Origin of the sequence: Stenotrophomonas sp. STK17_22 (genome assembly GCF_051983905.1) — a bacterium.
In the GTDB taxonomy this organism is placed as follows: domain Bacteria; phylum Pseudomonadota; class Gammaproteobacteria; order Xanthomonadales; family Xanthomonadaceae; genus Stenotrophomonas; species Stenotrophomonas maltophilia_A.
The window spans coordinates 3,053,901-3,077,768 of sequence record NZ_CP197010.1 but is presented as its reverse complement, the minus strand read 5'-3'; the positions used below and the strand labels follow the sequence as shown (position 1 = coordinate 3,077,768).

Below are 23,868 nucleotides of genomic sequence, written 5' to 3'. Positions count from 1 at the left end.
TCGGTTCAGGCATAAGGCCATCAGGCCTGGTCATTTCCGTTGAAACCCCCCATTCAGGACACTTTCGTTACGGGATCGTTATGCGCCGTACAGGCCGCTGCCCCCGTACCACCACCCGCCCAACTCCCCAGGAAGCCCATGTCCGCCTCCCACAAGGCGCTGCGCCCGCGTCCGCTGGTGCTCGCACTGTCGTCCCTGATGCTGGTCTCGATGCCGGCCTTCGCGCAGGAAAGCGCACCCACCACATTGCAGGAAGTGAAGGTCACCGGCTCGCGCATTCCACGCGCCAGTGTCGAGGGCCCGTCGCCGGTGACGGTGATCAGCCGCGAGCAGATCGATGCGCAGGGCTACCGCAATGCCTTCGACGCACTGAGCGCGCTGACCGAGAACACCGGCAACGTACAGGGCGAGGACTTCGGCAACACCTTCACCCCGGCCGCCAACACCATCAACCTGCGCGGGCTGGGCCCGAACCGCACGCTGGTGCTGGTCAACGGCCGCCGCCAGGCCGACTACCCGCTGGCCTACGAAGGGTCGGTGAACGTGGTCAACCTGGCCAACATTCCCAGTGCGCTGATCGAGCGCATCGAGGTCCTGGCGGCAGGTGCGTCTGCGGTATACGGCTCCGATGCGATCGCCGGCGTGGTCAACATCATCCTCAAGGACCGCTTTGAGGGCGTGGATGTGAACGTGCGCGCCGGTGGCACCCAGCAGGGCGGCGGCGACAACCAGCGCGCGCAGGTGGTCGGTGGTAGTTCCGGCGAGCGTTGGGATGCGCTGTTCGGCTTCGAGTTCGATGTGCGCAAGGCGATCCACGCGCGCCAGCGCGATTTCATGGATTCGCTGGACGATGATCCGGCCGGCAAGGCACCGCAGGCGACCGCGATCGCCTATCGCCGCAATGCCGCCACCGGCCGCAACATCGATCCGGGCGTCACTGGCTGCGACGGGGCGTCTGACATCTATGGCGGCAGCGTGTTCCGCGCCTTCAACCCTCGCCAGGGCTGGTACTGCGGCAGCAACGAGGCCGCCGCCAGCTACTGGACCGTGCAGACCCAGAAGCGCAACCTCAATGGCTATGGCCTGCTGACCTTCCACGTCAACGAGACCACTGACCTGTTTGCCGATGTCGCCGTGGGCAGCGCGCGGATCTACAACAACACGCGTGCGCCGACCTGGACCTCGGCCCGCAACTACTTCTACAACCAGACCACCGGCAACCTGGAAAGCTGGTACCGCCGCTTCGCGCCGGAGGAAATCGGCGGGCTGCCGCGCAATGCCAACCGCTTCCTGGAAAACTCGTGGTCGTTCAACGTCGGTGCACGTGGCCAGATCGGCGACAGCGGCTGGGACTATGAGGCGGTCTACAGCCGCTCGCGATATGAGAACCGCACCCGCCGCCCGGTGCTGCTGGCCGGCATCAACGAATACCTGCTCGGCCCGAAGCTGGGTGTGCGCAACGGCGTTGAGGTCTATGCGCCGGATCCGGCGCGCCTGTTCCAGCCGTTGACCCCGAACGAATACGAGGGGCTGTCCGACTACCAGGAAAGCCGTAACGCGGCATGGCTGCAGACCTTCAGCGCCAGCGTCAATGGCCGCCTGTTCGCGCTGCCTGGGGGCGATGCGGCGTTGGCAGCGGTGGTCGAGGCCGGCAGCCAGGGCTACCGCAACCGACCGGACCCGCGCCTGGGCAGCGGCGAGTTCTGGAACACCAGTGCAGGCGTCGGCGCCGGTGGCGAGCGTGACCGCTACGCTGCAGGTGTGGAGCTGCAATTGCCGCTGCTGCAGTCGCTGACCACCACCCTGGCCGGTCGTTATGACCAGTACCGTGCCGGTGGCGAGCACATCGGCAAGGCCACCTGGAGTTTCGGCGTCGAGTTCCGTCCGATCGAGAGCCTGCTGATCCGTGGTACGGCGGCGACCAGCTTCCGTGCGCCGGACATGAACTACGTGTTTGCCACCGAAACCCGCGGCTACAACCCGGGCATGACCGATTACTGGCGCTGCCGCACGGCGGGCCAGTCGTACGACAACTGCGACTACAACGGCCTGTCGATTGATTACAGCAACCGCGCCAATGCGCAGCTGCAGCCGGAATCGGCCAAGTCGTATGGTTTCGGCGTGGTCTGGTCGCCGCTGTCCGGCCTGGATTTCAGCGCGGACTACTACGACATCCGCATCGACAACGAAGTGACCAGCCTCGATACCAGCCGCATCCTGCGTGATGAGGCCGATTGCCGCCTGGGCCGCACGCTGGGCGGCGAAGCGCGCGATATCGGTTCGCCGCTGTGCCAGGACGCGCTGTCGCGGGTGATCCGCAATCCGTCCAATGCCACGGTGCAGCCGGACCAGGTGACCCGCGTGCTGATCAATCCGATCAACGCGGCCTCCGAATCGGTTCGCGGTCTGGACCTGAAGGGCAACTGGCGTTTCGATGCCGGCCGCTATGGCCGCTTCACCACGCGCCTGGCCTACACCGTGGTGCTGGAGCACAAATACCGACAGTTCTCCGATGATCCGGAGCGTGACATCCGCAATTCGCTGGATGACTACCAGTGGCGCAGCAAGGCCAACGGCAGCATCACCTGGAACCAGGGTGACTGGACCACCACGCTGTACGGCAACCGCTTCGGCTCGCTGCCGAAGACCGATGGCAGTGGCCGCATCGCGCCGTACATGACCTACAACGCCAGCGTGTTCCGCCAGTTCGGCGAGAACCTGTCGGTGGGTGTGATCGTCAACAACCTGCGTGACAGCCGCCCGCCGGCGGACAAGAACGGTGGCGGCTGGCCGTTCTACCCGGTCGGCAACTACGACCCGTATGGCCGCCAGTACTGGGTGCAGCTGGACTACCGGTTCCGCTGATTCCGCAGGCGAACGAAAGGCCCAGCATTGCTGGGCTTTTCTTTGTGCAGTGCACCCGTGTTGCCGCTGCGCGCGAGGCATGCTGTGGCGCTACCCGGAGGAGGATGCGCATGGATGTCAGGGTGTGGAGTGTGATTGCGGTGGTGGCCATTGCAGGTTGCAGTGGCAGGCAGGCGGCCAGCGTGGAGGATGCCGCGGAGGTGGCCAATGCCGCGCCTGCGCAGTCTCACGCGCAGCCAGCGGAGCACGCTGGGCCATCGCGCGCGGCAACGGCATCGAGTGCCACGACGGCTGCCGCTGGGCTCGCGCAACCGGAGGGGCACTTCCTCGAGGGCGAGCGCATGCTGCTGAGCGAGGGTGCGGTGTCCGTGCAGAAGAGCGAGGCGCTGCTGGGTTCCGACAAGGCTTTCGCGCAGGCGATCAGCCAGTTCGAGCGCGATGCGGCTGGCCACCCGGAAGTGCAGGACCTGACCCGGCTCTACAGGACGGCCGCGACCCGGCTCATCGGCAGCGACGGCACGCTGGTGTCTTTCGCCTGTGGCTACAGCCTGTGTGTTGGCGAGATCCGAAGCCGTACCGATGAGGATTTCAGTGCCTGGTCCGAGGCGATCGGCACGGACAAGGCGGCCCCGGTCTACAGTCTGACCACGGCGCCGATGACATGGGGCAGGGACCAGCGTGGTGGGCGCTTCGTGTTCTCGGTGGATCCTGCAGCCAACGCCATCACGGGCCCGTAGCCGGCGGATGCCCGGCGCCGCGGCGCGTTACGGAAGCGTCTGCTGCAGGTACGACTCGATGACGTAGCTGAAAGGCTGCTGCTGGCGGTCGCGCAGCAGGGCACGCACTTCCAGGATCACGCCGTGATCGCCTTCGCCCCGCGGCGGCCAGAACGTCTGGTCAGCCAGGGTCTGGCGCTGGAAGCCGAGCGGGCCGACCACGCGACCGAACGGTTCGTCGGTGCTGTCCAGCACCTGGTTCATGGCCGGGCTGAGGTGACCAGGCAGGTACCAGTTGTCGGCCTCGGACAGCACGCGGCTGCCGCAGACCAGCTGCACGCGGCGATAGCGCAGGTCGGTACCCGGCTTCACGCCCAGCGCCTGCAGCACGTCGGCGGGGGCAGGCTTGTCCTGGCCGTGTATGCGCACGGCGCGCACCCGCGCCTGTTCGGCCAGGCCGTGCTCGGCGCACCAGTGTTCCAGCGTGGCGGTGGCGCTCTGCCCGGACAGCACGCGCTGGTGCAGGCGCTCGACCAGCGCAGCCGGGGCGATCCGCTGCTGGCCCGGCGGCGACTGCAGCGGCGCGGCGGCCGCAGCATCAGTGGCGGACAGGCTGGCGATCGGAGCGGCGGCAAGCAGGGACGCGGCCTGCCAGCGGCGGAGACGATCGTGGCGGTCGGACGGGCCCATGCGGCATCACAGCGGAAACAGGCGCCCATGTTACCCGTTCAGGGGTGTGCACGGCGTGGCTGCGACCGGTTGTCGCAGGGGGAATCATCGTTCTGGTGAATGCGTGCCATCCAGATATTTCGTTGGCCGATGGCGCTATCGAGGCGCAGGATGGCGCCAGTCTTGGCTTTCCGGGAATTCCCGATGACCCTGCAGTTCATCCACGGTGGTGTTGACCGCGACGGCGCGCCACTGCATTTCCATATCCGTGATGGCCGCATCAGCGGGCTCAATGGCGAGGCCGCGCCGGCTGAAGGGGCGGAATGCGTCGACCTGCAGGGCTTTGCGGTGCTGCCCGGGCTGGTCGACGGCCACATTCACCTCGACAAGAGCTTCGTCGGCGACCGTTGGCACCCGCACCAGCCGGTGAACAGCCTGCGTGAGCGGCTGGCGGTGGAAAAGGCGGCAGTGGCGGCTGCGGCGCCGATGGTCGATCGCGCCGAGGCGCTGATTCGCCAGTGCAGCGGCTTCGGCACAGTGGCGATGCGCTGTCATGTTGATATCGATGGCAGCACCGGCCTGGGCCACCTGGAAGCGGTGCGCGAGGCCGCGCTGCGCTGCGCCGGCATCATGCGCATCCAGCTGGTGGCGTTCCCGCAGGCCGGGGTGATGTCCTGCGCGGGTACCGCAGCGGTGCTTGAGCAGGCCCTTGCAGCGGGTGTGGACGTGCTGGGCGGCATCGATCCGACCACGCTCGATGGCGATGCCGAGGGCCAGCTGGCACTGTTGTTCGGCCTGGCCGAGCGCTATGGCGTGCAGCTGGACATCCACCTGCATGAGCCTGGCGAAACCGGCCTGGCCCAGCTGCTGCGTATCGCCGCGCGGACCCGGGCCGCCGGCCTGCAGGGAAGGGTGGCGGTCAGTCATGCTTATTCGCTGGGCGAGGTGCCGCTGGCACGCGCGCTGCAGGTGGGCGAGGCGCTGGCGACGGCCGGCGTAGCGATCATGAGCAACGCGCCGGGCGATCATCCGTTCCCGCCGCTGCGCGCGTTGCATGACGCTGGTGTGCGCGTGTTCGCCGGGAACGACAACATCCGCGACTGCTGGTGGCCGTATGGCAACGGCGACCTGTTGCAACGCGCGATGCTGCTGGGCTACCGCTCCGGCTTCCATACCGATGCCGACCTGATGCTGGCGCTGGACATGGTGACCACCCATGCCGCGCAGGTGATCGGGCTGCCGCAGTACGGTCTTGTGGAAGGGCATCCGGCCACTTTCGTGGCGGTGCGTGCCGACCACGGCCCGGCCGCTGTGGCCGGGGTGCCGGTGGAGCGACGCGTGGTAGTTGATGGCCGTTGGCTGTAGATCCACGCCGGGCCAACCCGTGTAGCGCCGAGCCACGCTCGGCGGCTTTTCATACGTAATCGTCGGCGCGGGTAGCGACGAACTCTTCCAGCCACGCAAGCAGATGGGCGATGTCGATGAGCTCGCCCTGCTCGATGCGCTTGAGCAGCAGCGTGCTGGCGCCGATCTGCAGGCTGCTGTCGGCATAGCGCAGCACCGCGTCGATGCCCCAGGCATCGGTGACCTGCATCCAGGCCAGGCCAGGCACGCGCTGGGCCAGGGTGTCACCGAACGCCACGCCCAGCGCTTCCCAGCCATCGCCGTCATCACGGTCGATCAGCTCGGCATCGACCACGCGCTGCAGCGTGGTGGCCGCCAGCGGCCATTGCACCGGCAACGTCGGAAAGCCGGCGGCCACGCGCGCGGCGATCAGCGAACGCTGGTGCTGCAGATGCGTCTGCAGCGCAGCGGGCAGGGGATCGAAGCGGGTGGGGATTTCATCGGACATGGCGAGGCGCCGTGGGGCACGGAAACTTGGGCGACTGTAGCCGGCGATGTAGTGCCCTGGTGCGGCAGGTCTGATCAGATATCGATGATCAGTGCGCTAGATCCATGCCCGCGCTGGACAATGTGGCCGTCGAGGTTGCCGGCCAGCGGCCGGCACTACCTCATGTGCGGTGCTCAGTCCGGTTCGCGTTGCACCTGCCGCCACAGTTCGCTGGCCAGCGCTCGCACGGCATCATCGGCATCGGAGCGATGCAGCAGGCCGATCTCGTAGTTGTCGATCACCGGCAGCTCGCGCTCGCCATCGATGATGCGGTGTTCGCGGGTGACCGCGCGGCGCGGCAGCAGGCTGATGCCGATACCATCGGCCACCGCGCCCTGGATGCCACTCAGCGAAGAACTGGTGAAGGCGATGCGCCAGCGCAGGCCCAGCGCTTCCACGGCGTGGATCATCTCGTCGCGGTACAGCCCGCGTGGCGGGAAGGTGACCAGCGGCAGCGGGTCCAGCTGCAGGCAGCTGCTGCGCAGGCTGTCGATCCAATGCATCGGCTCGCGTCGGCAATGCACCGCCTGGCGGCTGTTGCGGCGTTGCTTGACCAGCACCAGGTCCAGCTCGCCGTGGTCGAAGCCCTGCGCGAGGTCGCGGCTGAGGCCGCTGCTGATCTCCAGCTTCACCTGTGGGTGGCGGCGGCTGAAGGCGGCCAGCATGCGTGTGGTCTGTGCGTTGACGAAGTCCTCGGGCACGCCGATGCGCACTGCGGTTTCCACGGTGGCGCCGGCCAGCGCCTGTGCCATTTCCTCGTTCAGGTCGAGCATGCGCCGCGCATAGCCGAGCAGGGTGTGGCCGGCATCGGTGGGGTGTACGTCGCGGTGGCCGCGTTCGAGCAGGCGATGCCCGGCCAGTTCCTCCAGCCGGCGCACCTTCTGACTGACCGTGGACTGGGTCGAATGCAGGCGCGTGGCCGCAGTGGTGAAGCTGCCGCAGTCGGCCACCATCACCAGCGCACGCAGCAGGTCCAGTTCGAACAGGGTTCTATTCGATTTGGCACTGTCTTGCATTTGAACATTTCACTTCTGGATACCCAGGCCGACTTCTACCATGCAGGGCAGGGGCCGGCAATGCCCGGCTGTTGCTACCGTCGCACGGCGTTCCGTGGCGACGGTCATGAGGAGACACCGTCATGCGCGTCCATCGTTCCCCTGGCTGGCCTGCGCCGTTCGCGCGCGTGCTGCTGTTGTTCCTGCTGGCCATGGTCTCCCCGGCCTGCACCGCAACGTCCAAAGCCGACGTCGATGGCCGCCTGCGCGATGCTGCCAGCCGTGGCGATGCCGATGCGCTGCGACAGGCGATCGAGGATGGCGCCACGCTGGAGGCGCGTGATGGCCAGGGCCGTACCGCGCTGCTGCTTGCCACGCATGGCAACAATGTAGACGCCGCGCGTGAACTGATCGAAGCCGGCGCCGACGTCAATGCCAAGGACGCCATGCAGGACAGCGCCTACCTGTACGCCGGCGCGCGTGGACTGGACGAGATCCTGGCGATGACCTTGGCGCATGGCGCCGACCTGCGCAGCACCAACCGCTACGGCGGCACCGCCTTGATTCCCGCCGCCGAGCGCGGCCACGTCGCCACCGTGCGCACGCTGCTGCGTGCCGGCGTCGCTGTAGACCATGTCAACCGCCTGCACTGGACCGCGCTGCTGGAGGCCATCCTGCTTGGCGATGGCGGCGCGCGCCACGTGCAGATCGTGCAGCTGCTGCTGGAGGCCGGCGCCGACCCCGAGCTGGCCGACGGCGACGGTGTGACGCCGCTGGCGCACGCGCGCCAGCGCGGCTACACCGGAATTGAAACCCTGCTGCGCCAGCACGGCGCGGTCCGCTGAATGCACACCCCTTCCACCCGCACGCTGGGCGTGCCCATCAGGATGCTGTCCATGTTCCGTTCCCGTCCGTTGTCCCTTGCCATCCTCCTTGCGGTGGCGCCGCTGTCGGTGTCTGCTGCCGAGCGCGCCGACCTGCTGATCCGCAATGCCACCGTGGTCGATGTCGAGCACGCCAGCACCTTGGCCGGGCAGAGCGTGGTGATCCGTGGCGAGGACATCGTCGCCGTCGGCCCGGACGCGCAGCTGCGCAGCCAGTGGAGCGCGGCCCGCCAGATCGATGCCAAGGGCAAGTACCTGATTCCGGGCCTGTGGGACATGCATGTACACTTCGGTGGTGGCCCGGCGCTGATCGAAGAGAACAAGGCGCTGTTGCCGCTGTACATCGCGCACGGCATTACCACCGTGCGCGACTGTTCCGGCGATCTGCCCGAGCAGGTACTGCAGTGGCGCGGCGAGATTGCCAAGGGCACGCTGTTCGGCCCGCGCCTGCTCAGCTCGGGCGCGAAGATCGAAGGCATCAAGCCGGTCTGGAAGGGCACGATCGAGGTGGGTAGCGAGGCTGACGCCGACAAGGCGATCACCCGCCTGCAGCACGACAAGGTTGATTTCGTGAAGATCACCGACAGCACGCTGAAGCCGGAACTGTTCCTGTACTCGGCCAGTGCTGCGCGCAAGGCCGGCTTCAAGGCCTCGGGGCATATTCCGATGGCACTGACCGTGGAGCAGGCGGTCGATGCGGGCCTGGCCTCGATCGAGCATCTGGATTATGCATTCAAGGCCGGCAGCAAGGACGAAGCGCAGATCGCCGCCGACTTCGGTGCCGGTCGCATCGACCGCGCCGAAGCCAACCGCCGCCTCGACGCCAGCTTCGATCGTGACACGGCGATGCACGCCTACCGCGATTTCGCCAAGCGCGGCGTGTTCGTGACCCCGACCCTCAACGGTGGCCGCATCCTCGATTTCCTTGACCAGGATGACCACGCCAACGATCCGTACCTGGCCTACATCGGCCCGGGCCTGCGCGCGACCTACCAGTGGCGCGTGGACCGCGCGGCGAAGGCCACGCCGGCACAGATCGAAGCGCGCCACGCGCAGTACCACCAGGTGGCCGCGGTGCTGCCGATGCTGCAGGAAGCCGGTGTGACGATCATTGCGGGCACCGATGCGGGCTTCCTCAACTCGTTCAACTTCCCGGGCATCGCCCTGCACCAGGAATTGCAGCTGTTCGTGAAGGAAGGCCTGAGCGCACCGCAGGCGCTGTCGGCCGCAACCCGTTCCGGCCCGGCCTGGTTCGGCCAGATGGACCGCTACGGTGGTGTCGCACAGGGCAAGGCCGCCGATCTGGTACTGCTGACCGCCAACCCGCTGCAGGACATTGCTGCCACCGAAAAGATCGACAGCGTGATCCTGCGCGGCAACGTGTATGACCGCGCCGCGCTGGACAAGATGCTGGCCGAAACCAAGGCCAGGGTCGCAGCGTGGAATGTCGAGGCTGCGAAGACGCAGTGATCGACAGGGGCAGAGCCCTTCCCGGTGGGAAGGGACCCGACCCTGGGGCCTCGAACGGAATCCACGCCATGCGTGGATGAGCCCCTTGCTTCCGGCACGGGAACGATCCGGTGCGGGCACCTAGCATGGTGCCCGTTTCCGGTTTGAATCCCTGCATGCCTGTTTCCCCTGACTTCCTGCTGCCTGCCGCAGAGCCGCCACTTTCGTTGCCACGCCCGTGTTGGGTGATGCTGGCCCTGTGGGGGCTGTTGATCGCCACTGCGGTGCCTGCAGTACACCTGAGCCAGACACCCGGTGGTCTGCTGCCGGCGGCGTTGTTCATCCTGGGCGCCGAGCTGCCCTGGATGCTGGCGACGCCGGCGTTGTGGGCAGCGTGCCGGCGCTGGCCACTGCCTGGACGCCGGCATCTGATTGGCTGGCTGGGTCTGGGCCTGCTGCTGACCCCATTGCTGACCGCACTGGGATGGACCTTGGGCCACCTGCTGCTGCAACAGTGGCAGGCGCGACCCTGGCCTGCACCGGCGCAGGTGATGCGTGCGATCGGTATCACGGCGTTGTTCGCATTGCCGACCTTCATCGCGGTGGCGGGCGTGGGTCATGGCCTGGCCGGGTTGCAGCGCTTGAAGGCGCAGTCGGAGGTGCTGCGGCAGGCCCGTGAAGCCGCCCTGCGCCAACATCTGCAGCACCACTTCCTGTTCAATGCACTCAACGCCATTGGTGGCCTGGCCCTGCAGCGCCCCGGCATGGCGGACATGGCGTTGGCACAGCTGTCCTCGCTGCTTCGCGATACCCTGCAATGCCCGCCGCATCGCGCCCTGGCCGATGAGCTCGGAGCCGCCCAGGACTATGTGGCCCTGCAGTCGCTGCTGCGCGACGAGGCACTGCAGCTGCACCTGCAGGCCAGCGCCCAGGCCCTGGCGTGGCAGGTGCCGGGCCTGCTGCTGCAGCCGTTGATCGAGAACGCGGTCCTGCACAGCGGCTGGCAGCCCGGTGATGCGCCCTTGCGGATCGAGCTGCATGCGCAGGTGGAAGGAGGCCTGCTTGAGGTGACGCTGTTCAATCCCTGCATGCGCCCCTCTACGAGCGATGGCCTGGGTACTGGCCACGCTGCGGTGCAGCGGCGGCTGGCGTTGTCGGGAGGCAGGCTGCAGGCCGGCAGCGAGCACGGTGGTTACCGTGCACGGCTGGTCCTGCCGGAGGTCGTCGCATGACGCGTCCATTGAGTGTCATGCTGGTGGATGACGTGGCGCTGGCACGTGACCGCCTGCGCCAGTTGCTGGCGGGCATTCCGCAGGTCAGGGTCGATGCTGAAGCCGCCACCCTCGCGCAGGCACGCGAGCAGCTTCAGGGGCGCCGTTTCGATCTGCTGCTGCTGGATCTGGTCCTGCCCGACGGTCGTGGCTGGGAGTTGCCCCAGCAGCAGCCGGCACTGGCCGCGCACACCATCTTCGTGACCGCGCTGCCGCAGCATGCGCTGCGCGCGTTCGAACTGGGCGTCGCAGACTATCTGCTCAAGCCGGTGGCAGCGCAGCGGTTGCGTGAAGCGATCGAGCGCGTGCGCCGCCTGGCAGGCCTGGCACCGCGTACGGAGGACTGTGCGCAGACCCTGGCGGTGCCTGGTAGTGGTGGTGTCCAGTATGTACCGCTGGCGGAGATCGACTACATCGACATGGCCGGTCATTACGCGTGCGTGCACGTGGGGCAGCGACTGCACCTGCTGCGTGAGCCGCTGGCGCAGCTGGCCAAACGGCTGGCGGATGGAGGACTGTTGCGCGTGCACCGCTCGGCGCTGGTCAACCCGCTGCGGGTGCGATCACTGATCGAGCGCCACAACGGTGATGCGCTGCTTGAACTGGCCGATGGCGTGCAGCTGCCGGTGAGCCGCAGCTACCGGCCGGTGCTGGAGGCGGCCTTGGCGGCACGCGCCTGACACACGGCTGGTGCCTGCAGCGGCACGGTTGGTGCCATCGTCGCCGAAGTACGCAATCCGGTCGTTGCGGCCAGTGCACCCTGCGCCTTTCCAGATCAGGGTGGAGCATGCGGATGCGGTGGTGCTTGGGTGTGTTGCTGGGCGTGCTGGCGCTGCCTGCGTTGGCCGATGTGCGGGTCATTGTCGATGACCATCAGGGGCGCGCTGATCGTATTCCAGCCATTAGGGTTGAGGGACTGGCGGCGGCCGAGGTGGTGCAACTACGGTTGTCGATGCGGGACAGCCGGGGCCAGCGCTGGCAGTCACAGGCTGCACTGCGCGCGGACCCGCAGGGGACGGTCGACACCGCACGCAGCGGCTCGGAACAGGGAAGCTATCGAGGCGTCGATGCGAGCGCGCTGATCTGGTCGATGCAGCCGCAGGAAGGAAGGGCCAACGCACTTCCCCTGCAGTGGCAGCGCTCCGATGACGGCTTGGGATTCCAGTCGCAGGCCTTCGAACTGGAGGTGGAACATGCAGGTTCGGTAGTCGCACGGCGGGCCCTGCAGCGCCATCTGATGCTGCCGGGCGTGCAGGTGCAACGGGTCGAAATCGGTGGCCGCGAAGCACATCTGTACCTGCCATCGGGCCAGCAGGCTGATGCACGGGCGCCAGCATTGGTGACGCTGGGCGGTGCCGAAGGCGGATTCGACGGTGGTGACCTCTATGCCGCCTGGCTGGCCAGCAACGGCTATGTCGCGGTGTCGGTGGCGTGGTATCGCGGGCCGGGCGTGCCCAAGGACCTGATCGAGGTTCCGTTGGAAACCGTACGCGACGCAGTGCACTGGCTGCAGCGCCATCCCCGGGTGGATCCACAGCGGGTAGGGCTGATGGGAGGCTCCTGGGGCGGCATCGTGACCATGGCCACGGCGGTGCATCTGCCTGAGCTCCGCGTCGCTGTGTCCTGGGTAGGCAGTCCAGCCCCGTTTCGTGGCATCGCCCGTGACGTGGCCCCCGCCGATTTCCGCGCGGTGGACCGCTCGCCGTTGAGCTGGCAGTGCCGGCCGCTGCCGTGGCTGCCGTATCGCGAGGAGGTTGACTGGGGGAGGCCGGGGCCGCAGTGGGAACCGGCATTGCGTGCGGCGATGCTGCCCATCGAGAACATTGCTGCACGCACGTTGTGGATCGGAGGTGGTGACGATCGGCTGGGTGACTCAGGCACGATGCTGGCTGTTGCGCAGCGTCGGCTAGCAGCGGCAGCGCGTAGTGACCGTGACCGTTTCCTGTACTACTCAGATGCGGGGCATCTGATCACACCGTTTCTGCAGCCGACCACCCATCGCCATGATGTAGGCCCGTACATTGAAGTGGGGGGCACGGCCGAAGGTCATGCCCGCGCGGACCGAGAGGTAGGGCCAGCGGTGCTGGCGTTCCTTGCCGAGGCGCTGTAGCCGAAAGTGCGGCCCCCTGTTCTTCCTTCCAGATGTTCGATTCCGATCCGATTGAGCTTCATCCACGCATGGCCTGGATCTACCGTGTCGACCAAGGTCGACACCTACCAACAGCCATCGGAATCTGTCAGAGGTGGGGCGGTGTCGGAGTGCGGGGTGTCAGCCGCATGGGCCCGAGGCATGCCTCGGGCGGGTTGGGCAGGATGCCCAGCCCCGCCGATCCTCAGGAAACCTGCTGTTGCTGTAGAGGTTGCCGGCCAGCGGCCGGCACTACCGCAGGTGCAGGGCTGCAAGCCCTGCCGAACAACCCCTAATCGTGACCGCTGTCGTCCAGGCTGATGATCCCGCGCCGCAGCGCCTGGGTCACCGCATGCGTGCGATCACCCACGCCCAGCTTGTCCATCAGGCTCTTCATGTGCGCCTTCACCGTCTGCTCGGAAATCTGCATGCGCTCGCCGATACGCTTGTTCGACAGGCCGCCGGCTACATGCCTCAGTACCTCGGTTTCGCGCGGCGACAACCGGTCTTCCACCACATGCGCGGCGATGCTGGCCGCCACCGCCGGGGGAATCGGTGCGCGGTGGCCGCCAGCGACCATGCGGATCGTATCGACCAGCTCATGGCGGAGCATGTCCTTCAGCAGATAGGCGCTGGCGCCGGCCTGCAGTGCCCTTACCGCACGTACGTCACCGCGGTAGGTGGTCAGCACGATGATGCGGGCGCGCGGGTCCATCGCGCGGATCCGCACGATGGCCTCGACGCCATCCAGGCGTGGCATCTGCAGGTCCATCAGCACGACGTCCGGCTGCAACTGCTGGTAGCGCGCGATGGCTTCCTCGCCATCGGCGGCCTCGCCGAGCAGGCGCAGGTCGGCATGGGCGCCCAGCAGCGCCGCCAAGCCGTCGCGCAGCAGTGGGTGGTCGTCGACCACCAGCACGCCGATCGGGGCAGGGGACTCAGTCATGGTTTGCTTTACTCCAGGGCCAGCGCCAACGCGATGGACGGCGGTGATACAGGCGCCGGGCAGGAACCGCCAGCGCGACTTCGGTGCCAAGCCCGGGGCGGGTCCACAGCTGCAGTTCGGCGCCGAGGCGTTGCGCACGCTCACGCATGCCCTGCAGGCCCCAATGGCCATGGCCGGCATTTTCGTCGTCGATGCCGACGCCATCGTCGCGCACGTGCAGCAGGAAACACCGCGTGCCGTAGGACAGCTCCACTTCGATCGCGCTGGCATGGGCATGACGCAACGCGTTGCGGATGGCTTCGCGTCCGATCAGGAACACTTCCTCGGCGGCATCGGCCTGCAGCGCTGGTGTTGCGCCTTCCACGGTCAGGCGCAGCGGATTGGTACCGTGCCCGGCGTATTCGGCGTGAACATCGGCCAGCGCCGAAGCGAGGTCGCGGCCCGCGAAGGGACCGTCACGCAGTGCGTTGACCCGCTCGCGGCCCTCGGCCAGGTTGCGTTCGGCCAGCTGCATCGCCGCTTCCAGCTGGCTGCGCACGGGCTCTGGCGTCTGCGCGGCCTGGCTGATTGCATGCAGGCGCAGGATCAGGCCCTGGCTGCCCTGCAGCAGGGTGTCGTGCAGGTCGCGGGCAATGCGTTCGCGTTCGCCATTGCGTTCCTGCAGGCGCGCGCGGAACAGCGCGGCCAGCTGCCCGCTGCGGATGCGCACCGCCATCACCAGCAGTGCGAGGATCGCGGCCGCACACAGCAGCTTGAACCACACCGTCTGCATGAAGGTGGGGGCGATGCGGAAGCCGCGACTGGCCGGTGCAGTGCTCCAGATGCCGTCCTCGTTGGCGGCTTCCACGTCGAACCGGTAGTTGCCCGGAGCGAGGTTGGTGTAATACGCGCGGGTGCTGCTGCCGGCATCCTGCCAGCCGTCGTCGACGCCGGACAGGCGATAGCGGTAGCGGTTGCGCTCCGGGCGCGCCAGCGACAGCGCCACGTAATCGATCTGCAATTGGCTGGTGCCGGCCGGAAGGCGCAGGCCATCGCGCAGTGGCTCGTGCTCACTGCCATAAAGCACTTCGCCGATGCGCACGCTGGGCGCCATGGTGTTGACGTGCGAGCGGGTGGTGTCCAGCCAGGCCAGGCCCTGGTTGGTGGCCAGCCACAGCAGTCCGTCATCGGCCAGCGTGGCGGTGGCGATCGGTCCGCTCTGCAGGGCGATGCCCGGCATGCCATCCACCGCATCGAACAGGCGTGGCGTCACCGGCAGCCCGGTCCGCAGCGTCCGTCGCAGCTCATCGCTCCCCAGCCGGACCAGGCCACGGCTGCCATTGAACCAGAGGTGTCCGTTCGGATCGGCCACCATGCCGGTGATGCCTTCCAATACACCGGCCATGTCGGTTCGCACCGGAACGAAACGACCGTTGCCAACGCGCGCAGCCAGACCGGCTTCGCCGGCGACCAGCAGCAGGTCCTGGTGATGCAGCATTGCGGTGATCGGCCCGACCGACAGGCCCTGGCTGGCATCGAAGCTCTCGATGTGGCCCGCGCTCATCCGGCGCAGGCGGCCGTCGGCATAGCCGAGCAGCAGCTGGCCATGGGCATCCAGCGCCAGCGATGAGCAGGCCTGCTCGGGCAGGCGGACCTCGCGCTGCCATTGGCCATGCAGGTAGTGCAGGACGCCGCGTTCACCCGTGCATACCCAGGCCTGCGCGTCGTCGGGGAACAGCAGGGCGTGCAGCGGTTGCCCGGTGAACGGGGCCGGCAGCGGGATCAACGAGGTGTGGCCGGCGACCGTGCGCGCAAGATTGACCCAATCGAACTGCCAGATCGGCGTGGGTGCCTGGCGCGCGGCGGCCTGCAGCTGCGGGGCACTGCCATCCAGCAGAGTGCGCCGCAGATCGTAGGGTTTGAGGTCTTCGCCATAGCCATACACGCGGCCATCGCTGGCCCGCACCAGCGAGCGGTAGGGATCACTCGGGCCCACTGCCAGGGTGTGCACGCTGCGTGCGCGGAAGCGGTTGAGGCCGAGATTGGTGCCAACCCAGAGATTGCCTTCGCGGTCGGCGATGATCGGCACCGCCGAGGTGGCGGTCAGCCCGTGCGGCGAATCGAAACGCTCCATGCGCACGGCGCGGCTGCCGTCGAAGGTGATGCGGGCGACGCCGCCGTGCGGGCTCATCGTGGCCCACAGCGCGCCATCGGCAGTGAACTGCAGGCGTGCAGCAACCAGTTCCGGAAGACGCCGCGCTTCACGTTCGCTGGCCGCCAACAGGCCCTGCGCGTTGGCCAGGGGTGAGGTGCCGCGCACCCGGTCGGCCAACCACACTTCACCCTGCGGGCTTTCGGCCAGCGTTGCCATCTGCGAGACCGCGATGCCGGTGTCCTCGAACGTGGTCTGGCCGGCCGCACGCATCCAGATCTTCAGGTCGGCCAGCACCCAGAACCTGCCCCGGCTGTCGTGCAGCACCCACTGCACACGGCGTTCGGGCAGTCCGGCTGCGGCCGGCAACGGCTGCCAGCGCTGTCCATCAAAGCGGCGCAGCCCGCCATTGATCGCCGCCCACAGCTGGCCCTGGCGATCCTGGCTGAAGCGTGGGACCACGCCGACCGGTACCCCCTGCTCGCGGCCGTAGTTGTGCAGCCTCCCCTGTGCGAACCGGCTGATGCCGGCCTGGAAGTAGCCGATCCACAGGGCACCGTCGGCGGCATGCGCCAGCGTGACCATGTTGGTGGACGGGAACTGGCTGCCGACGGGCGCTGCCTGCCGTTCGAAGCGACGGCCATCGAAGCGGTACAGGCCCGAGCCGGTGGCCAGCCACAGCAGACCGTCGCGGTCCTGGGTGATGTCCCAGATATCGCCGGGTGCACCCTGGCCGACCCGCCACGCGGTGTGCTCGTAACCGGGCAGCCCGCGGCTCACCGGCGGGCGCTGCACGGCAAAAGCGGGCAGGGCGGTCAACAGCAGCAGGCACGTCAGCAGCGTCGGCAGGCGACGCAGGAACGGGAAGGGGCGGCCACGCATGGCGCGCATTCTGGCAGGTGCGGGGCAGTCCGGGGTGACCCGAACGGGGTAGGCGGTCGCCGCCGCGGTCGGTTATCACGCCGGCATGCCCTGTGGAGCCCGGCCATGCAGCGCCTGTTCGTGATGTTCCCCGACCGCGGGCCGGGCATCGGCCTGCTGTGGCTGCGGCTGTGCCTGTCCGCGGCACTGTGCACGCCCGGCACGCATGCGGGCGGGTGGTCGGCGCTGTGCCTGCTGGCAGTGCCGATGCTCACGCTGGGTGTGTTGACGCCACTGGCCGCGCCGATAGCGGCCGTGGGCCTGTTCGCGCAGCAGGCGCCGTGGTCACAGGTGGTGCTGCCGCTGGCCTTGCTGGCGCTGGGCCCGGGTGCCTATTCACTGGATGCGCGGTTGTTCGGTCGTCGCCTGCTCGGGCGTCGGCCTCCCCCATTCGGGTAGGTGCTGGCCTCGACCGACGGGGGTAGGGCATCGTGCGGCGGCCATGCACCATGGGGCACCCCCTCGCGGCGTCCCGCATGGCCACCGTCTTTTCGCCCGATCCGCCCGCCGTGGCGCTGGCACCGCAGCAGGCCGCCGCATTGCAGCGCGCCCTGCGCTATGTCGATGAGCACCTGTCGCAGCCGCTGCGGGTGACAGAGCTGGCCGCAGCCGCCTGCGTCAGCCGCTTCCATCTGGTGCGCCTGTTCCGCAGCGGCACCGGCGCCAGCCCGCTGCGCTACGTGCGCCGTCGCCGCATCGAACGTGCGCGCCAGTTGTTGCCGGTCGCGCAGCTGCCGATGTCCTGCCTGGCGCAGCAGCTGGGCTTCTTCGACCAGAGCCATTTCGTCCGCAGCTTCCGCGCCGAGACCGGCTGCAGCCCCGGCCAGTACCTGGCCGGCGATGCGGCCCTGTTGCTTCCCCCTGATCGTGTTTCCAACGGAGTCCAACCATGAGCCTTGCCACCGCCACGCCCGCCCCGGCCCTGTTGTCGCCCACCGACCATGCCTTGGTGCTGATCGACTTCCAGTCGCAGATGGCATTCGCCACCCACACCATCGATATCTCCGCGCTGCGCAACAACGTGTCGTTGATCAGCAAGGGCGCCAAGGGCTTCAACGTGCCGGTGCTGCTGACCACCGTTGCCGAAGCGTCGTTCTCCGGCCCGATGTTCCCGGAACTGCCGGAGATCTTTCCGGGCCAGCCAGTGTTCGACCGCACCTCGATGAACACCTGGGAAGACCAGCCGGTGATCGACGAGATCAACCGCATCGGCAAGCGTCGCCTGGTCGTTGCCGGCCTGTGGACCAGCGTCTGCATCGTCGGCCCGGCGCTGTCGGCGCTGGCGCAGGGTTTCGAGGTGTATGTGATCACCGATGCCTGCGGCGATGTCAGCGAAGAAGCCCACGAGCGTGCGATCACCCGCATGGTGCAGGCCGGTGCGGTGCCGATGACCAGCGTGCAGTACCTGCTGGAGCTGCAGCGTGACTGGGCGCGTGGCGAGACCTACGAGCTGACCACCGGCATCGCCCGCGACCACGCCGGTGGCTATGGCATCGGCATCCAGTACGCCAAGCGCATGTTCGGCGCGCAGGAAGGCGGGCACTGAGCATGCTGGCTGGCCATGGCCTCGACCTGGCCCTGTTGATGCTGCGCGTGGCGGCAGGAGGCTTTCTGCTGCCCCACGCTCTGGGCAAGCTGTTCGGTTGGTTCGGCGGTCCTGGGCTGGCCGGCTTCGCCACCGAACTGCGCGGCTTCGGCCTGCCAGCGGTGGCACCGCTGCCGCTGCTGCTGGCCCTGCTGCAGGTGCTGTCAGGGCTGGCCGTGCTGCTGGGCTGGCAGACCCGCGTCGCCGCGCTTGCAGCGGCGGCCTTCATCGGCTTCACCGTTCTGTTGGCCCTGCCCAAGGGCTGGTTCTGGATGCGCGGTGGCAGTGAGTACCCGTTGATGTGGACCACGGTACTGCTGGCCCTCGCGCTGACCGGGCCCGGCGCCTGGGCACTGGACGGCCAACGCCTTCCAGGAGATCTCGCATGAGTCACGATCCACTCGATCACGGCCGCCGCAACGTGGTGCTGGCCGGCAGCGCCGCGGTGGCGCTGGGCCTGGCCGGCCGTGCCGGTGCCGCACTCGATTCCACTTCCAAGGAGCGTCGCATGAGCACGCTGGTCATCCGCAATGCCCGCATCACCACCCTTGACCCACAGCAGCCGCATGCACAGGCACTGGCCGTGCAGGAAGGGCGGATTGTCGCCGTCGGCAGCGACGAGGAGATCATGCGTGGCTGGGGCAATGAAGCGACCCTGATCGACGCCCAAGGCCGGCGCCTGCTGCCCGGCCTCAACGACAGCCATACCCACCTGATACGTGGTGGCCTGAACTACAACCTGGAACTGCGCTGGGACGGCCTGCGTTCGCTGGGCGATGCCTTGGACATGCTGAAGGCGCAGGTCGACCGCACGCCTGCACCGCAGTGGGTGCGCGTGGTCGGTGGTTTCACCGCCACCCAGTTCAACGAGAAGCGCCTGCCCACGCTGCAGGAGCTCAACGACATCGCGCCGGACACGCCGGTGTTCCTGCTGCACCTGTACGACCGTGCGCTGCTCAACCGCGCCGCACTGCGTGCCTGTGGCTATACCAAGGACACCCCGGATCCGCCGGGCGGCCAGATCGTGCGTGACTCGCTCGGCAATCCGACCGGGCTGCTGCTGGCCAAGCCCAACGCGCTGATCCTGTACGCGACCCTGGCCAAGGGTCCGAAGCTGCCGATCGAGTACCAGGCCAATTCCACCCGTCATTTCATGCGTGAGTTGAACCGTCTCGGCATCACCTCGGTGATCGACGCCGGCGGTGGTTTCCAGAACTATCCCGAGGACTATCAGGTCATCGAGCAGCTGCACCGCGATGACCAGCTGACCGTGCGCATCGCCTACAACCTGTTCACCCAGAACAAGGGCAAGGAAGTGGATGACTTCCGCGGATGGAGCGAGATGCTGCAGCCGCGGCAGGGTGATGACCTGCTGCGCCACAACGGTGCCGGCGAGATGCTGGTGTTCTCCGCGGCCGACTTCGAGTTGTTCAACGAGCCGCGCCCGGAACTGGCGCCGGAGCTGGAGCCGGAACTGCACGATGTGGTGAAGCTGCTGGTCGAGAAGCGTTGGCCGTTCCGCATCCATGCGACGTACGACGAGAGCATCACCCGCATCCTCGATGTGTACGAACAGGTCAACCGCGAGGTGCCGTTCGATGGCCTGCACTGGTTCATCGATCACGCCGAAACCATCACCCCGCGCAACATAGAGCGCATCCGTGCGCTGGGTGGCGGCATCGCCGTTCAGCATCGCATGGCCTACCAGGGCGAAGCCTTCGTCGAGCGCTACGGCGTGCAGGCCGCGCGGCATACGCCGCCGGTCAAGCGCATGCTGGCCGAAGGCGTGCCGGTCGGTGCCGGTACCGACGCCACCCGCGTGGCCAGCTACAACCCCTGGGTGGCGTTGTCCTGGCTGGTGACCGGACGCACCGTGGGCGGACTGGCCCTGTATGGCGATGAGAACCTGCTCGAACGCGAGCAGGCGCTGCGCCTGTGGACCCAGGGCAGCGCCTGGTTCTCCGGCGACGAGGCGGTCAAGGGCACGCTGAAGGCCGGCCAGCTGGCCGACTTCATCCTGCTCTCGGCCGACTTCTTCCGCGTGGATGATGCGCAGATCGCCGACATCACCAGCGTGTTGACCGTGGTCGGTGGCCGCATCGTGCATGCCGACGCCGACTATGCAGGGCTTGCGCCGCAGCTGCCGCCGGCCATGCCCAACTGGTCGCCGGTCAACCGGTTCGGTGGCTACCACGTCGGCGGTACCGCCACCGGGTTGGCCACCGCGCACCATCACCATCACGGTGTGGCCTGCAGCACCCACGGCGCGCACGGCCATGCGGCCCGGCATGCTGCACCCACCGACGACCTGACCGCGTTCTGGGGCGCGATGGGATGCTCGTGCTTCGCGTTCTGAGCCTGGCGCTGCTGGCCGCACCTTCGCTTGCACAGGCCTGCGACCGTGGTCATTGCAGCGACGCCGGTGACGGCCAACTGCAATGGGATGCGTCGCTGCGTGTGCGTGGGCTGTACTACGACCCGACCCGGTTCGGGATTGGCGGCGCAGAGGATGGCTATGGCCTGCTGCGCGCGCTGGCCTCGGCCACCTATGTGGAAGACACCTGGCAGGCGAAGCTGCAGCTGGGTGTGCATGGGGAGAATGGCAAGGCCGGCGGCCCTGGCCGTACCGACCGCAGCACGCTGGATGTGCAGCAGGCGTATTGGCGCTGGCAGCAGGGCGCGTTCCATCTGCAGCTGGGCCGGCAGGAAGCCGGCTATGGCAGCTCACGGCTGCTGTCGGTGCGCGATGGGCCGAACATCCGCCTGGCGTTCGACGGTGCGCGTGTGGGTTGGAAAGGCCGCCTGGGTACGCTTGATCTGATGGCATTGCGGCCAGTGGAAAACCGACCAGGTGCCTTCGATGATCGCGGCGAACACGGCGCCCACCTGTGGGGTGCCTATGCCACCACGGCACGTGGACAGGGTGCGGGACAGTGGGATATGTACCTGCTGGACTACCGCCGCGACGGCGCGCGCTTCGCCGCAGGCAGCGGTACCGAACGTCGGCACACTCTGGGCACGCGCTGGTTCGGCCAGGCCGGTGCACTGGACTGGAACAGTGAGCTGGTGGCGCAGGGCGGTGAACTGCGGACGACCGCCGGCACGCTCGATATCCGCGCCTGGACGCTGGCGACCGATACGGGGTGGCGCTGGACCAACCTGCCGCTGCAGCTGCGGCTGGGGCTGAAGGCCGACATCGCCAGTGGCGATGGCAATCTGCATGACGGCCGGCTGGGAACCTTCAACGCCTTGTTCCCGAAGTCGGCCTATTTCAGCGAGGCCAGCCTGCTGGCCCCGGCCAACCTGATGGACATCCAGCCGACCCTGACCCTGCGCCTGCACGACGCGGTGACGACGGAGCTGGGCGTACAGATGGCGTGGAAGCATCGGCGCGCCGATGCGGTCTACACCACGCCGGCACCGCTGGTGGCGTTGCCGGGCAGCGCCGGTGGCGCGCGCCGCATCGGTAATCAGTACAAATCCGAAACCCGCTGGCAGGCCAGCGAACACTGGCAATGGCAGCTGCAGCTGGCCTGGGTCGACGCCGGTCCTGCGCTGAAGCAGGCCGGAGGCCAGGACACGTTGTTCGCCTCGATCGTTGGAGCATGGCAATGGTGAACGCAACCGCGTCGCAACCTTCCGCACAGGCCGCAGGCGCCTGGTCCCCGCTGAAAATCCGGATGTTCCGCTCGATCTGGCTGGCGATCCTGGCCAGCAACATCGGCACCTGGGTCAATGACGTGGCCGCCGCCTGGGTGATGGCCGAGCGTACCGGTTCGCCGTTGATGGTGGCCCTGGTGCAATCGGCCACCACGTTGCCGATCGTGCTGCTGGCACTGGCCGCCGGAACCCTGGCCGACATCGTCGACCGCCGCAGGTACCTGCTGGCCACCCAGGGCTGGATGCTGCTGGTCGCGGCGGTGATGGCGGCACTGACCGCGATGGACATGCTGACCCCGCAACTGCTGGTGCTGCTGACCTTCTGCATGGGCTGCGGTGCGGCGATGGCGATGCCGGCACAGGCGGCGATCGTGTCCGAACTGGTGCCGCAGCCGATGCTGGCTTCAGCAGTGGCGCTGAACTCGATCGGCATCAACATCGCGCGCTCGATCGGCCCGGCCATCGGCGGCGTGATCGTCGCCCAGCTCGGTGCGGTCTGGGCGTTCGGTTTCAACGCCATCACCTTTGCCGCGATGCTGTTCGTGGTGTGGGGCTGGAAGCGCGACCCGAAACAGTCCAGCCTGCCGCCGGAAGGCTTCGGTGCCGGCCTGAAGGCGGGCCTGCGCTATGCTAGCCGTGCCGGACGGTTGCAGGCGGTGTTGATCAAGTCGGTCGGCTTCTTCTTCTTTGCTGCGGCAATGAATGCACTGCTGCCGGTGGTGGTACGCGGCCAGATGCACGGCGGGGCGGGGCAGTACGGCATGCTGCTCGGCTGCATCGGCATGGGTGCGGTGGGTGGTGCGTTGTTGCTGCCGAAGCTGCGCGCGCAGATGGATCGCGACCTGCTGGTGCTGCTGGCCACGCTGTCGCTGGCACTCAGCCTGGTCGGGCTGGCGCTGACCCGCAGCTGGTACGTGCTGCCATTGGTGATGCTGATCAATGGCTTTGCCTGGATCACCGTGCTGTCGTCGCTGCAGATTGCCGCGCAGACCGCAGTGCCAGCGTGGGTACGGGCGCGTGCACTGGCGCTGTACATCATGGTGTTCTCCGCTGGCATGGCGGCCGGTGGCCTGAGCTGGGGCGCGCTGGCGCAGCGCACCTCGCCGGAGCTGGCGTTGCTGGTGGCGGCTGCCGGCGCGGTGATCGGCGGATTGCTGGTGTGGCGCGTGCGCATCGCTGGCACCGAGGATCTGAACCTGCGTCCGGCCGGGCACTGGCCTGCACCGGAACTGTCGGTGCAGGTATCCAACGATCGCGGCCCGGTGCTGGTGACCATCGAGTACCGCATTGACGATGCTGATCGCGCCGCATTCCAGGCGCAGATGCGCGCACTGGGCACGATCCGTCGCCGCGATGGCGCCGTGGTCTGGGGTGTGGTGGAGGACGTGGCCAGCCCGGGCATCCACCTGGAGTATTTCGTGACCCCGTCGTGGCTGGAGCACCTGCGCCAGCACGAGCGCATCACCGCCGATGACAAGGCGATCCAGGAAGTGCTGCGCGGGCTGCATCGCGGTGAGCGTGCACCGGTGGTGCGCCATTTCGTCGGCGGGCATGACCCGCTGCCGAAGACCGGGGTCCCGCACCACCACAGCGATATCTGACCCAAAAAGGGGACGGAGGGGATTAAGTCGTTTGTGCACAAACGACTTAATCCCCTCCGTCCCCTTTTTGCGCGATCAATCCATCCCGATCCTGCGCAGCCGGCCAGCGGCCGGCTCTACCACAGGGGCGGCGGCGCTGGGTGGCGCCGCCGCCGC

General features: G+C 67.8%; 20 protein-coding genes. 15 read left to right on the top strand and 5 right to left on the bottom strand.

From position 1 onward, the window contains the following. The first annotated feature begins 138 nt into the window (after positions 1-138). Complete coding sequence (locus ACSYS9_RS14295; RefSeq protein ID WP_253143703.1) at positions 139-2,865, top strand: TonB-dependent receptor plug domain-containing protein; 2,727 nt, start codon at positions 139-141, stop codon at positions 2,863-2,865. Between the two features lie 104 nt (positions 2,866-2,969). Continuing rightward, complete coding sequence (locus ACSYS9_RS14290) at positions 2,970-3,602, top strand: hypothetical protein (RefSeq protein WP_239683447.1); 633 nt, start codon at positions 2,970-2,972, stop codon at positions 3,600-3,602. Between the two features lie 27 nt (positions 3,603-3,629). Here ACSYS9_RS14290 and ACSYS9_RS14285 read toward each other — a convergent pair whose 3' ends face one another. Continuing rightward, positions 3,630-4,271 (bottom strand): hypothetical protein, encoded by a 642-nt coding sequence (locus tag ACSYS9_RS14285; protein WP_071229110.1) that lies wholly within the window; start codon positions 4,269-4,271, stop codon positions 3,630-3,632. 183 nt (positions 4,272-4,454) lie between these two features. Between ACSYS9_RS14285 and ACSYS9_RS14280 the strand changes: the two genes are divergently transcribed. Next, entirely contained in the window at positions 4,455-5,615 is a 1,161-nt protein-coding gene (locus ACSYS9_RS14280; protein ID WP_071229109.1) for an amidohydrolase family protein, read from the top strand. 49 nt (positions 5,616-5,664) lie between these two features. Here the strand turns inward: ACSYS9_RS14280 and ACSYS9_RS14275 are convergent, their stop codons facing one another. After that, complete coding sequence (locus ACSYS9_RS14275; RefSeq protein ID WP_071229108.1) at positions 5,665-6,102, bottom strand: DUF3806 domain-containing protein; 438 nt, start codon at positions 6,100-6,102, stop codon at positions 5,665-5,667. Between the two features lie 173 nt (positions 6,103-6,275). Next, positions 6,276-7,157 (bottom strand): LysR substrate-binding domain-containing protein, encoded by an 882-nt coding sequence (locus ACSYS9_RS14270; protein WP_071229107.1) that lies wholly within the window; start codon positions 7,155-7,157, stop codon positions 6,276-6,278. Between the two features lie 122 nt (positions 7,158-7,279). Here ACSYS9_RS14270 and ACSYS9_RS14265 point away from each other — a divergent pair, with 122 nt between their 5' ends. From ACSYS9_RS14265 to ACSYS9_RS14245, 5 genes are all read left to right on the top strand, one after another. Next, on the top strand, positions 7,280-7,981 hold the full coding sequence (locus tag ACSYS9_RS14265) for an ankyrin repeat domain-containing protein (RefSeq protein WP_071229106.1): 702 nt from the start codon (positions 7,280-7,282) through the stop codon (positions 7,979-7,981). Positions 7,982-8,032: 51 nt separating this feature from the next. Then, positions 8,033-9,490 carry an amidohydrolase family protein gene (locus ACSYS9_RS14260; RefSeq protein ID WP_071229126.1) on the top strand — a complete coding sequence of 486 codons (1,458 nt, stop codon included), beginning with the start codon at positions 8,033-8,035 and terminating at the stop codon, positions 9,488-9,490. 155 nt (positions 9,491-9,645) lie between these two features. Then, complete coding sequence (locus ACSYS9_RS14255; RefSeq protein ID WP_256201509.1) at positions 9,646-10,701, top strand: sensor histidine kinase; 1,056 nt, start codon at positions 9,646-9,648, stop codon at positions 10,699-10,701. Continuing rightward, the gene (locus ACSYS9_RS14250) at positions 10,698-11,420 is read left to right on the top strand and encodes a LytR/AlgR family response regulator transcription factor (protein WP_071229104.1); all 723 of its coding nucleotides are present in this window, start codon (positions 10,698-10,700) and stop codon (positions 11,418-11,420) included. The genes ACSYS9_RS14255 and ACSYS9_RS14250 overlap by 4 nt, the downstream gene beginning before the upstream one ends. 113 nt (positions 11,421-11,533) lie before the next feature. Then, positions 11,534-12,850: an acyl-CoA thioesterase/BAAT N-terminal domain-containing protein gene (locus tag ACSYS9_RS14245; RefSeq protein WP_256201508.1), complete on the top strand. Its 1,317-nt coding sequence runs from the start codon at positions 11,534-11,536 to the stop codon at positions 12,848-12,850. Between the two features lie 310 nt (positions 12,851-13,160). On the opposite strand, the gene ACSYS9_RS14240 is transcribed toward ACSYS9_RS14245, so the two are convergent. After that, on the bottom strand, positions 13,161-13,814 hold the full coding sequence (locus ACSYS9_RS14240; RefSeq protein ID WP_071229102.1) for a response regulator: 654 nt from the start codon (positions 13,812-13,814) through the stop codon (positions 13,161-13,163). Beyond that, entirely contained in the window at positions 13,807-16,836 is a 3,030-nt protein-coding gene (locus ACSYS9_RS14235; protein ID WP_071229101.1) for a sensor histidine kinase, read from the bottom strand. Before ACSYS9_RS14235 ends, ACSYS9_RS14240 begins: the two co-directional genes overlap by 8 nt. Positions 16,837-16,932: 96 nt before the next feature. On the opposite strand from ACSYS9_RS14235, the gene ACSYS9_RS14230 reads away from it, so the two are divergent. From ACSYS9_RS14230 to ACSYS9_RS14200, 7 genes are all read left to right on the top strand, one after another. Beyond that, positions 16,933-17,265, top strand: coding sequence for a hypothetical protein (locus ACSYS9_RS14230; protein ID WP_071229100.1), 333 nt, complete (start codon positions 16,933-16,935; stop codon positions 17,263-17,265). A gap of 50 nt (positions 17,266-17,315) precedes the next feature. Further along, complete coding sequence (locus ACSYS9_RS14225) at positions 17,316-17,759, top strand: helix-turn-helix transcriptional regulator (protein ID WP_071229099.1); 444 nt, start codon at positions 17,316-17,318, stop codon at positions 17,757-17,759. Continuing rightward, positions 17,756-18,412: a hydrolase gene (locus ACSYS9_RS14220; RefSeq protein ID WP_071229098.1), complete on the top strand. Its 657-nt coding sequence runs from the start codon at positions 17,756-17,758 to the stop codon at positions 18,410-18,412. The genes ACSYS9_RS14225 and ACSYS9_RS14220 overlap by 4 nt, the downstream gene beginning before the upstream one ends. 2 nt (positions 18,413-18,414) lie before the next feature. Next, positions 18,415-18,840: a DoxX family protein gene (locus ACSYS9_RS14215; RefSeq protein ID WP_049398467.1), complete on the top strand. Its 426-nt coding sequence runs from the start codon at positions 18,415-18,417 to the stop codon at positions 18,838-18,840. A 119-nt stretch (positions 18,841-18,959) separates the two neighbouring features. Next, the gene (locus ACSYS9_RS14210; RefSeq protein WP_177179527.1) at positions 18,960-20,807 is read left to right on the top strand and encodes an amidohydrolase; all 1,848 of its coding nucleotides are present in this window, start codon (positions 18,960-18,962) and stop codon (positions 20,805-20,807) included. Further along, positions 20,786-22,069: an alginate export family protein gene (locus ACSYS9_RS14205; RefSeq protein ID WP_071229096.1), complete on the top strand. Its 1,284-nt coding sequence runs from the start codon at positions 20,786-20,788 to the stop codon at positions 22,067-22,069. The genes ACSYS9_RS14210 and ACSYS9_RS14205 overlap by 22 nt, the downstream gene beginning before the upstream one ends. After that, on the top strand, positions 22,063-23,712 hold the full coding sequence (locus tag ACSYS9_RS14200) for an MFS transporter (protein ID WP_071229095.1): 1,650 nt from the start codon (positions 22,063-22,065) through the stop codon (positions 23,710-23,712). Before ACSYS9_RS14205 ends, ACSYS9_RS14200 begins: the two co-directional genes overlap by 7 nt. Positions 23,713-23,868: the final 156 nt, after the last annotated feature.

Coding starts and splice junctions, on each gene's coding strand:
- ACSYS9_RS14210 (WP_177179527.1), top strand. CDS start 18,960: ATGAGCACGCTGGTCATCCGCAATGCCCGCATCACCACCCTTGACCCA.
- ACSYS9_RS14255 (WP_256201509.1), top strand. CDS start 9,646: ATGCCTGTTTCCCCTGACTTCCTGCTGCCTGCCGCAGAGCCGCCACTT.
- ACSYS9_RS14230 (WP_071229100.1), top strand. CDS start 16,933: ATGCAGCGCCTGTTCGTGATGTTCCCCGACCGCGGGCCGGGCATCGGC.
- ACSYS9_RS14275 (WP_071229108.1), bottom strand. CDS start 6,102: ATGTCCGATGAAATCCCCACCCGCTTCGATCCCCTGCCCGCTGCGCTG.
- ACSYS9_RS14270 (WP_071229107.1), bottom strand. CDS start 7,157: ATGCAAGACAGTGCCAAATCGAATAGAACCCTGTTCGAACTGGACCTG.
- ACSYS9_RS14200 (WP_071229095.1), top strand. CDS start 22,063: ATGGTGAACGCAACCGCGTCGCAACCTTCCGCACAGGCCGCAGGCGCC.
- ACSYS9_RS14220 (WP_071229098.1), top strand. CDS start 17,756: ATGAGCCTTGCCACCGCCACGCCCGCCCCGGCCCTGTTGTCGCCCACC.
- ACSYS9_RS14215 (WP_049398467.1), top strand. CDS start 18,415: ATGCTGGCTGGCCATGGCCTCGACCTGGCCCTGTTGATGCTGCGCGTG.
- ACSYS9_RS14265 (WP_071229106.1), top strand. CDS start 7,280: ATGCGCGTCCATCGTTCCCCTGGCTGGCCTGCGCCGTTCGCGCGCGTG.
- ACSYS9_RS14225 (WP_071229099.1), top strand. CDS start 17,316: ATGGGGCACCCCCTCGCGGCGTCCCGCATGGCCACCGTCTTTTCGCCC.
- ACSYS9_RS14245 (WP_256201508.1), top strand. CDS start 11,534: ATGCGGTGGTGCTTGGGTGTGTTGCTGGGCGTGCTGGCGCTGCCTGCG.
- ACSYS9_RS14240 (WP_071229102.1), bottom strand. CDS start 13,814: ATGACTGAGTCCCCTGCCCCGATCGGCGTGCTGGTGGTCGACGACCAC.
- ACSYS9_RS14250 (WP_071229104.1), top strand. CDS start 10,698: ATGACGCGTCCATTGAGTGTCATGCTGGTGGATGACGTGGCGCTGGCA.
- ACSYS9_RS14285 (WP_071229110.1), bottom strand. CDS start 4,271: ATGGGCCCGTCCGACCGCCACGATCGTCTCCGCCGCTGGCAGGCCGCG.
- ACSYS9_RS14205 (WP_071229096.1), top strand. CDS start 20,786: ATGCTCGTGCTTCGCGTTCTGAGCCTGGCGCTGCTGGCCGCACCTTCG.
- ACSYS9_RS14295 (WP_253143703.1), top strand. CDS start 139: ATGTCCGCCTCCCACAAGGCGCTGCGCCCGCGTCCGCTGGTGCTCGCA.
- ACSYS9_RS14235 (WP_071229101.1), bottom strand. CDS start 16,836: ATGCGCGCCATGCGTGGCCGCCCCTTCCCGTTCCTGCGTCGCCTGCCG.
- ACSYS9_RS14290 (WP_239683447.1), top strand. CDS start 2,970: ATGCGCATGGATGTCAGGGTGTGGAGTGTGATTGCGGTGGTGGCCATT.
- ACSYS9_RS14260 (WP_071229126.1), top strand. CDS start 8,033: ATGTTCCGTTCCCGTCCGTTGTCCCTTGCCATCCTCCTTGCGGTGGCG.
- ACSYS9_RS14280 (WP_071229109.1), top strand. CDS start 4,455: ATGACCCTGCAGTTCATCCACGGTGGTGTTGACCGCGACGGCGCGCCA.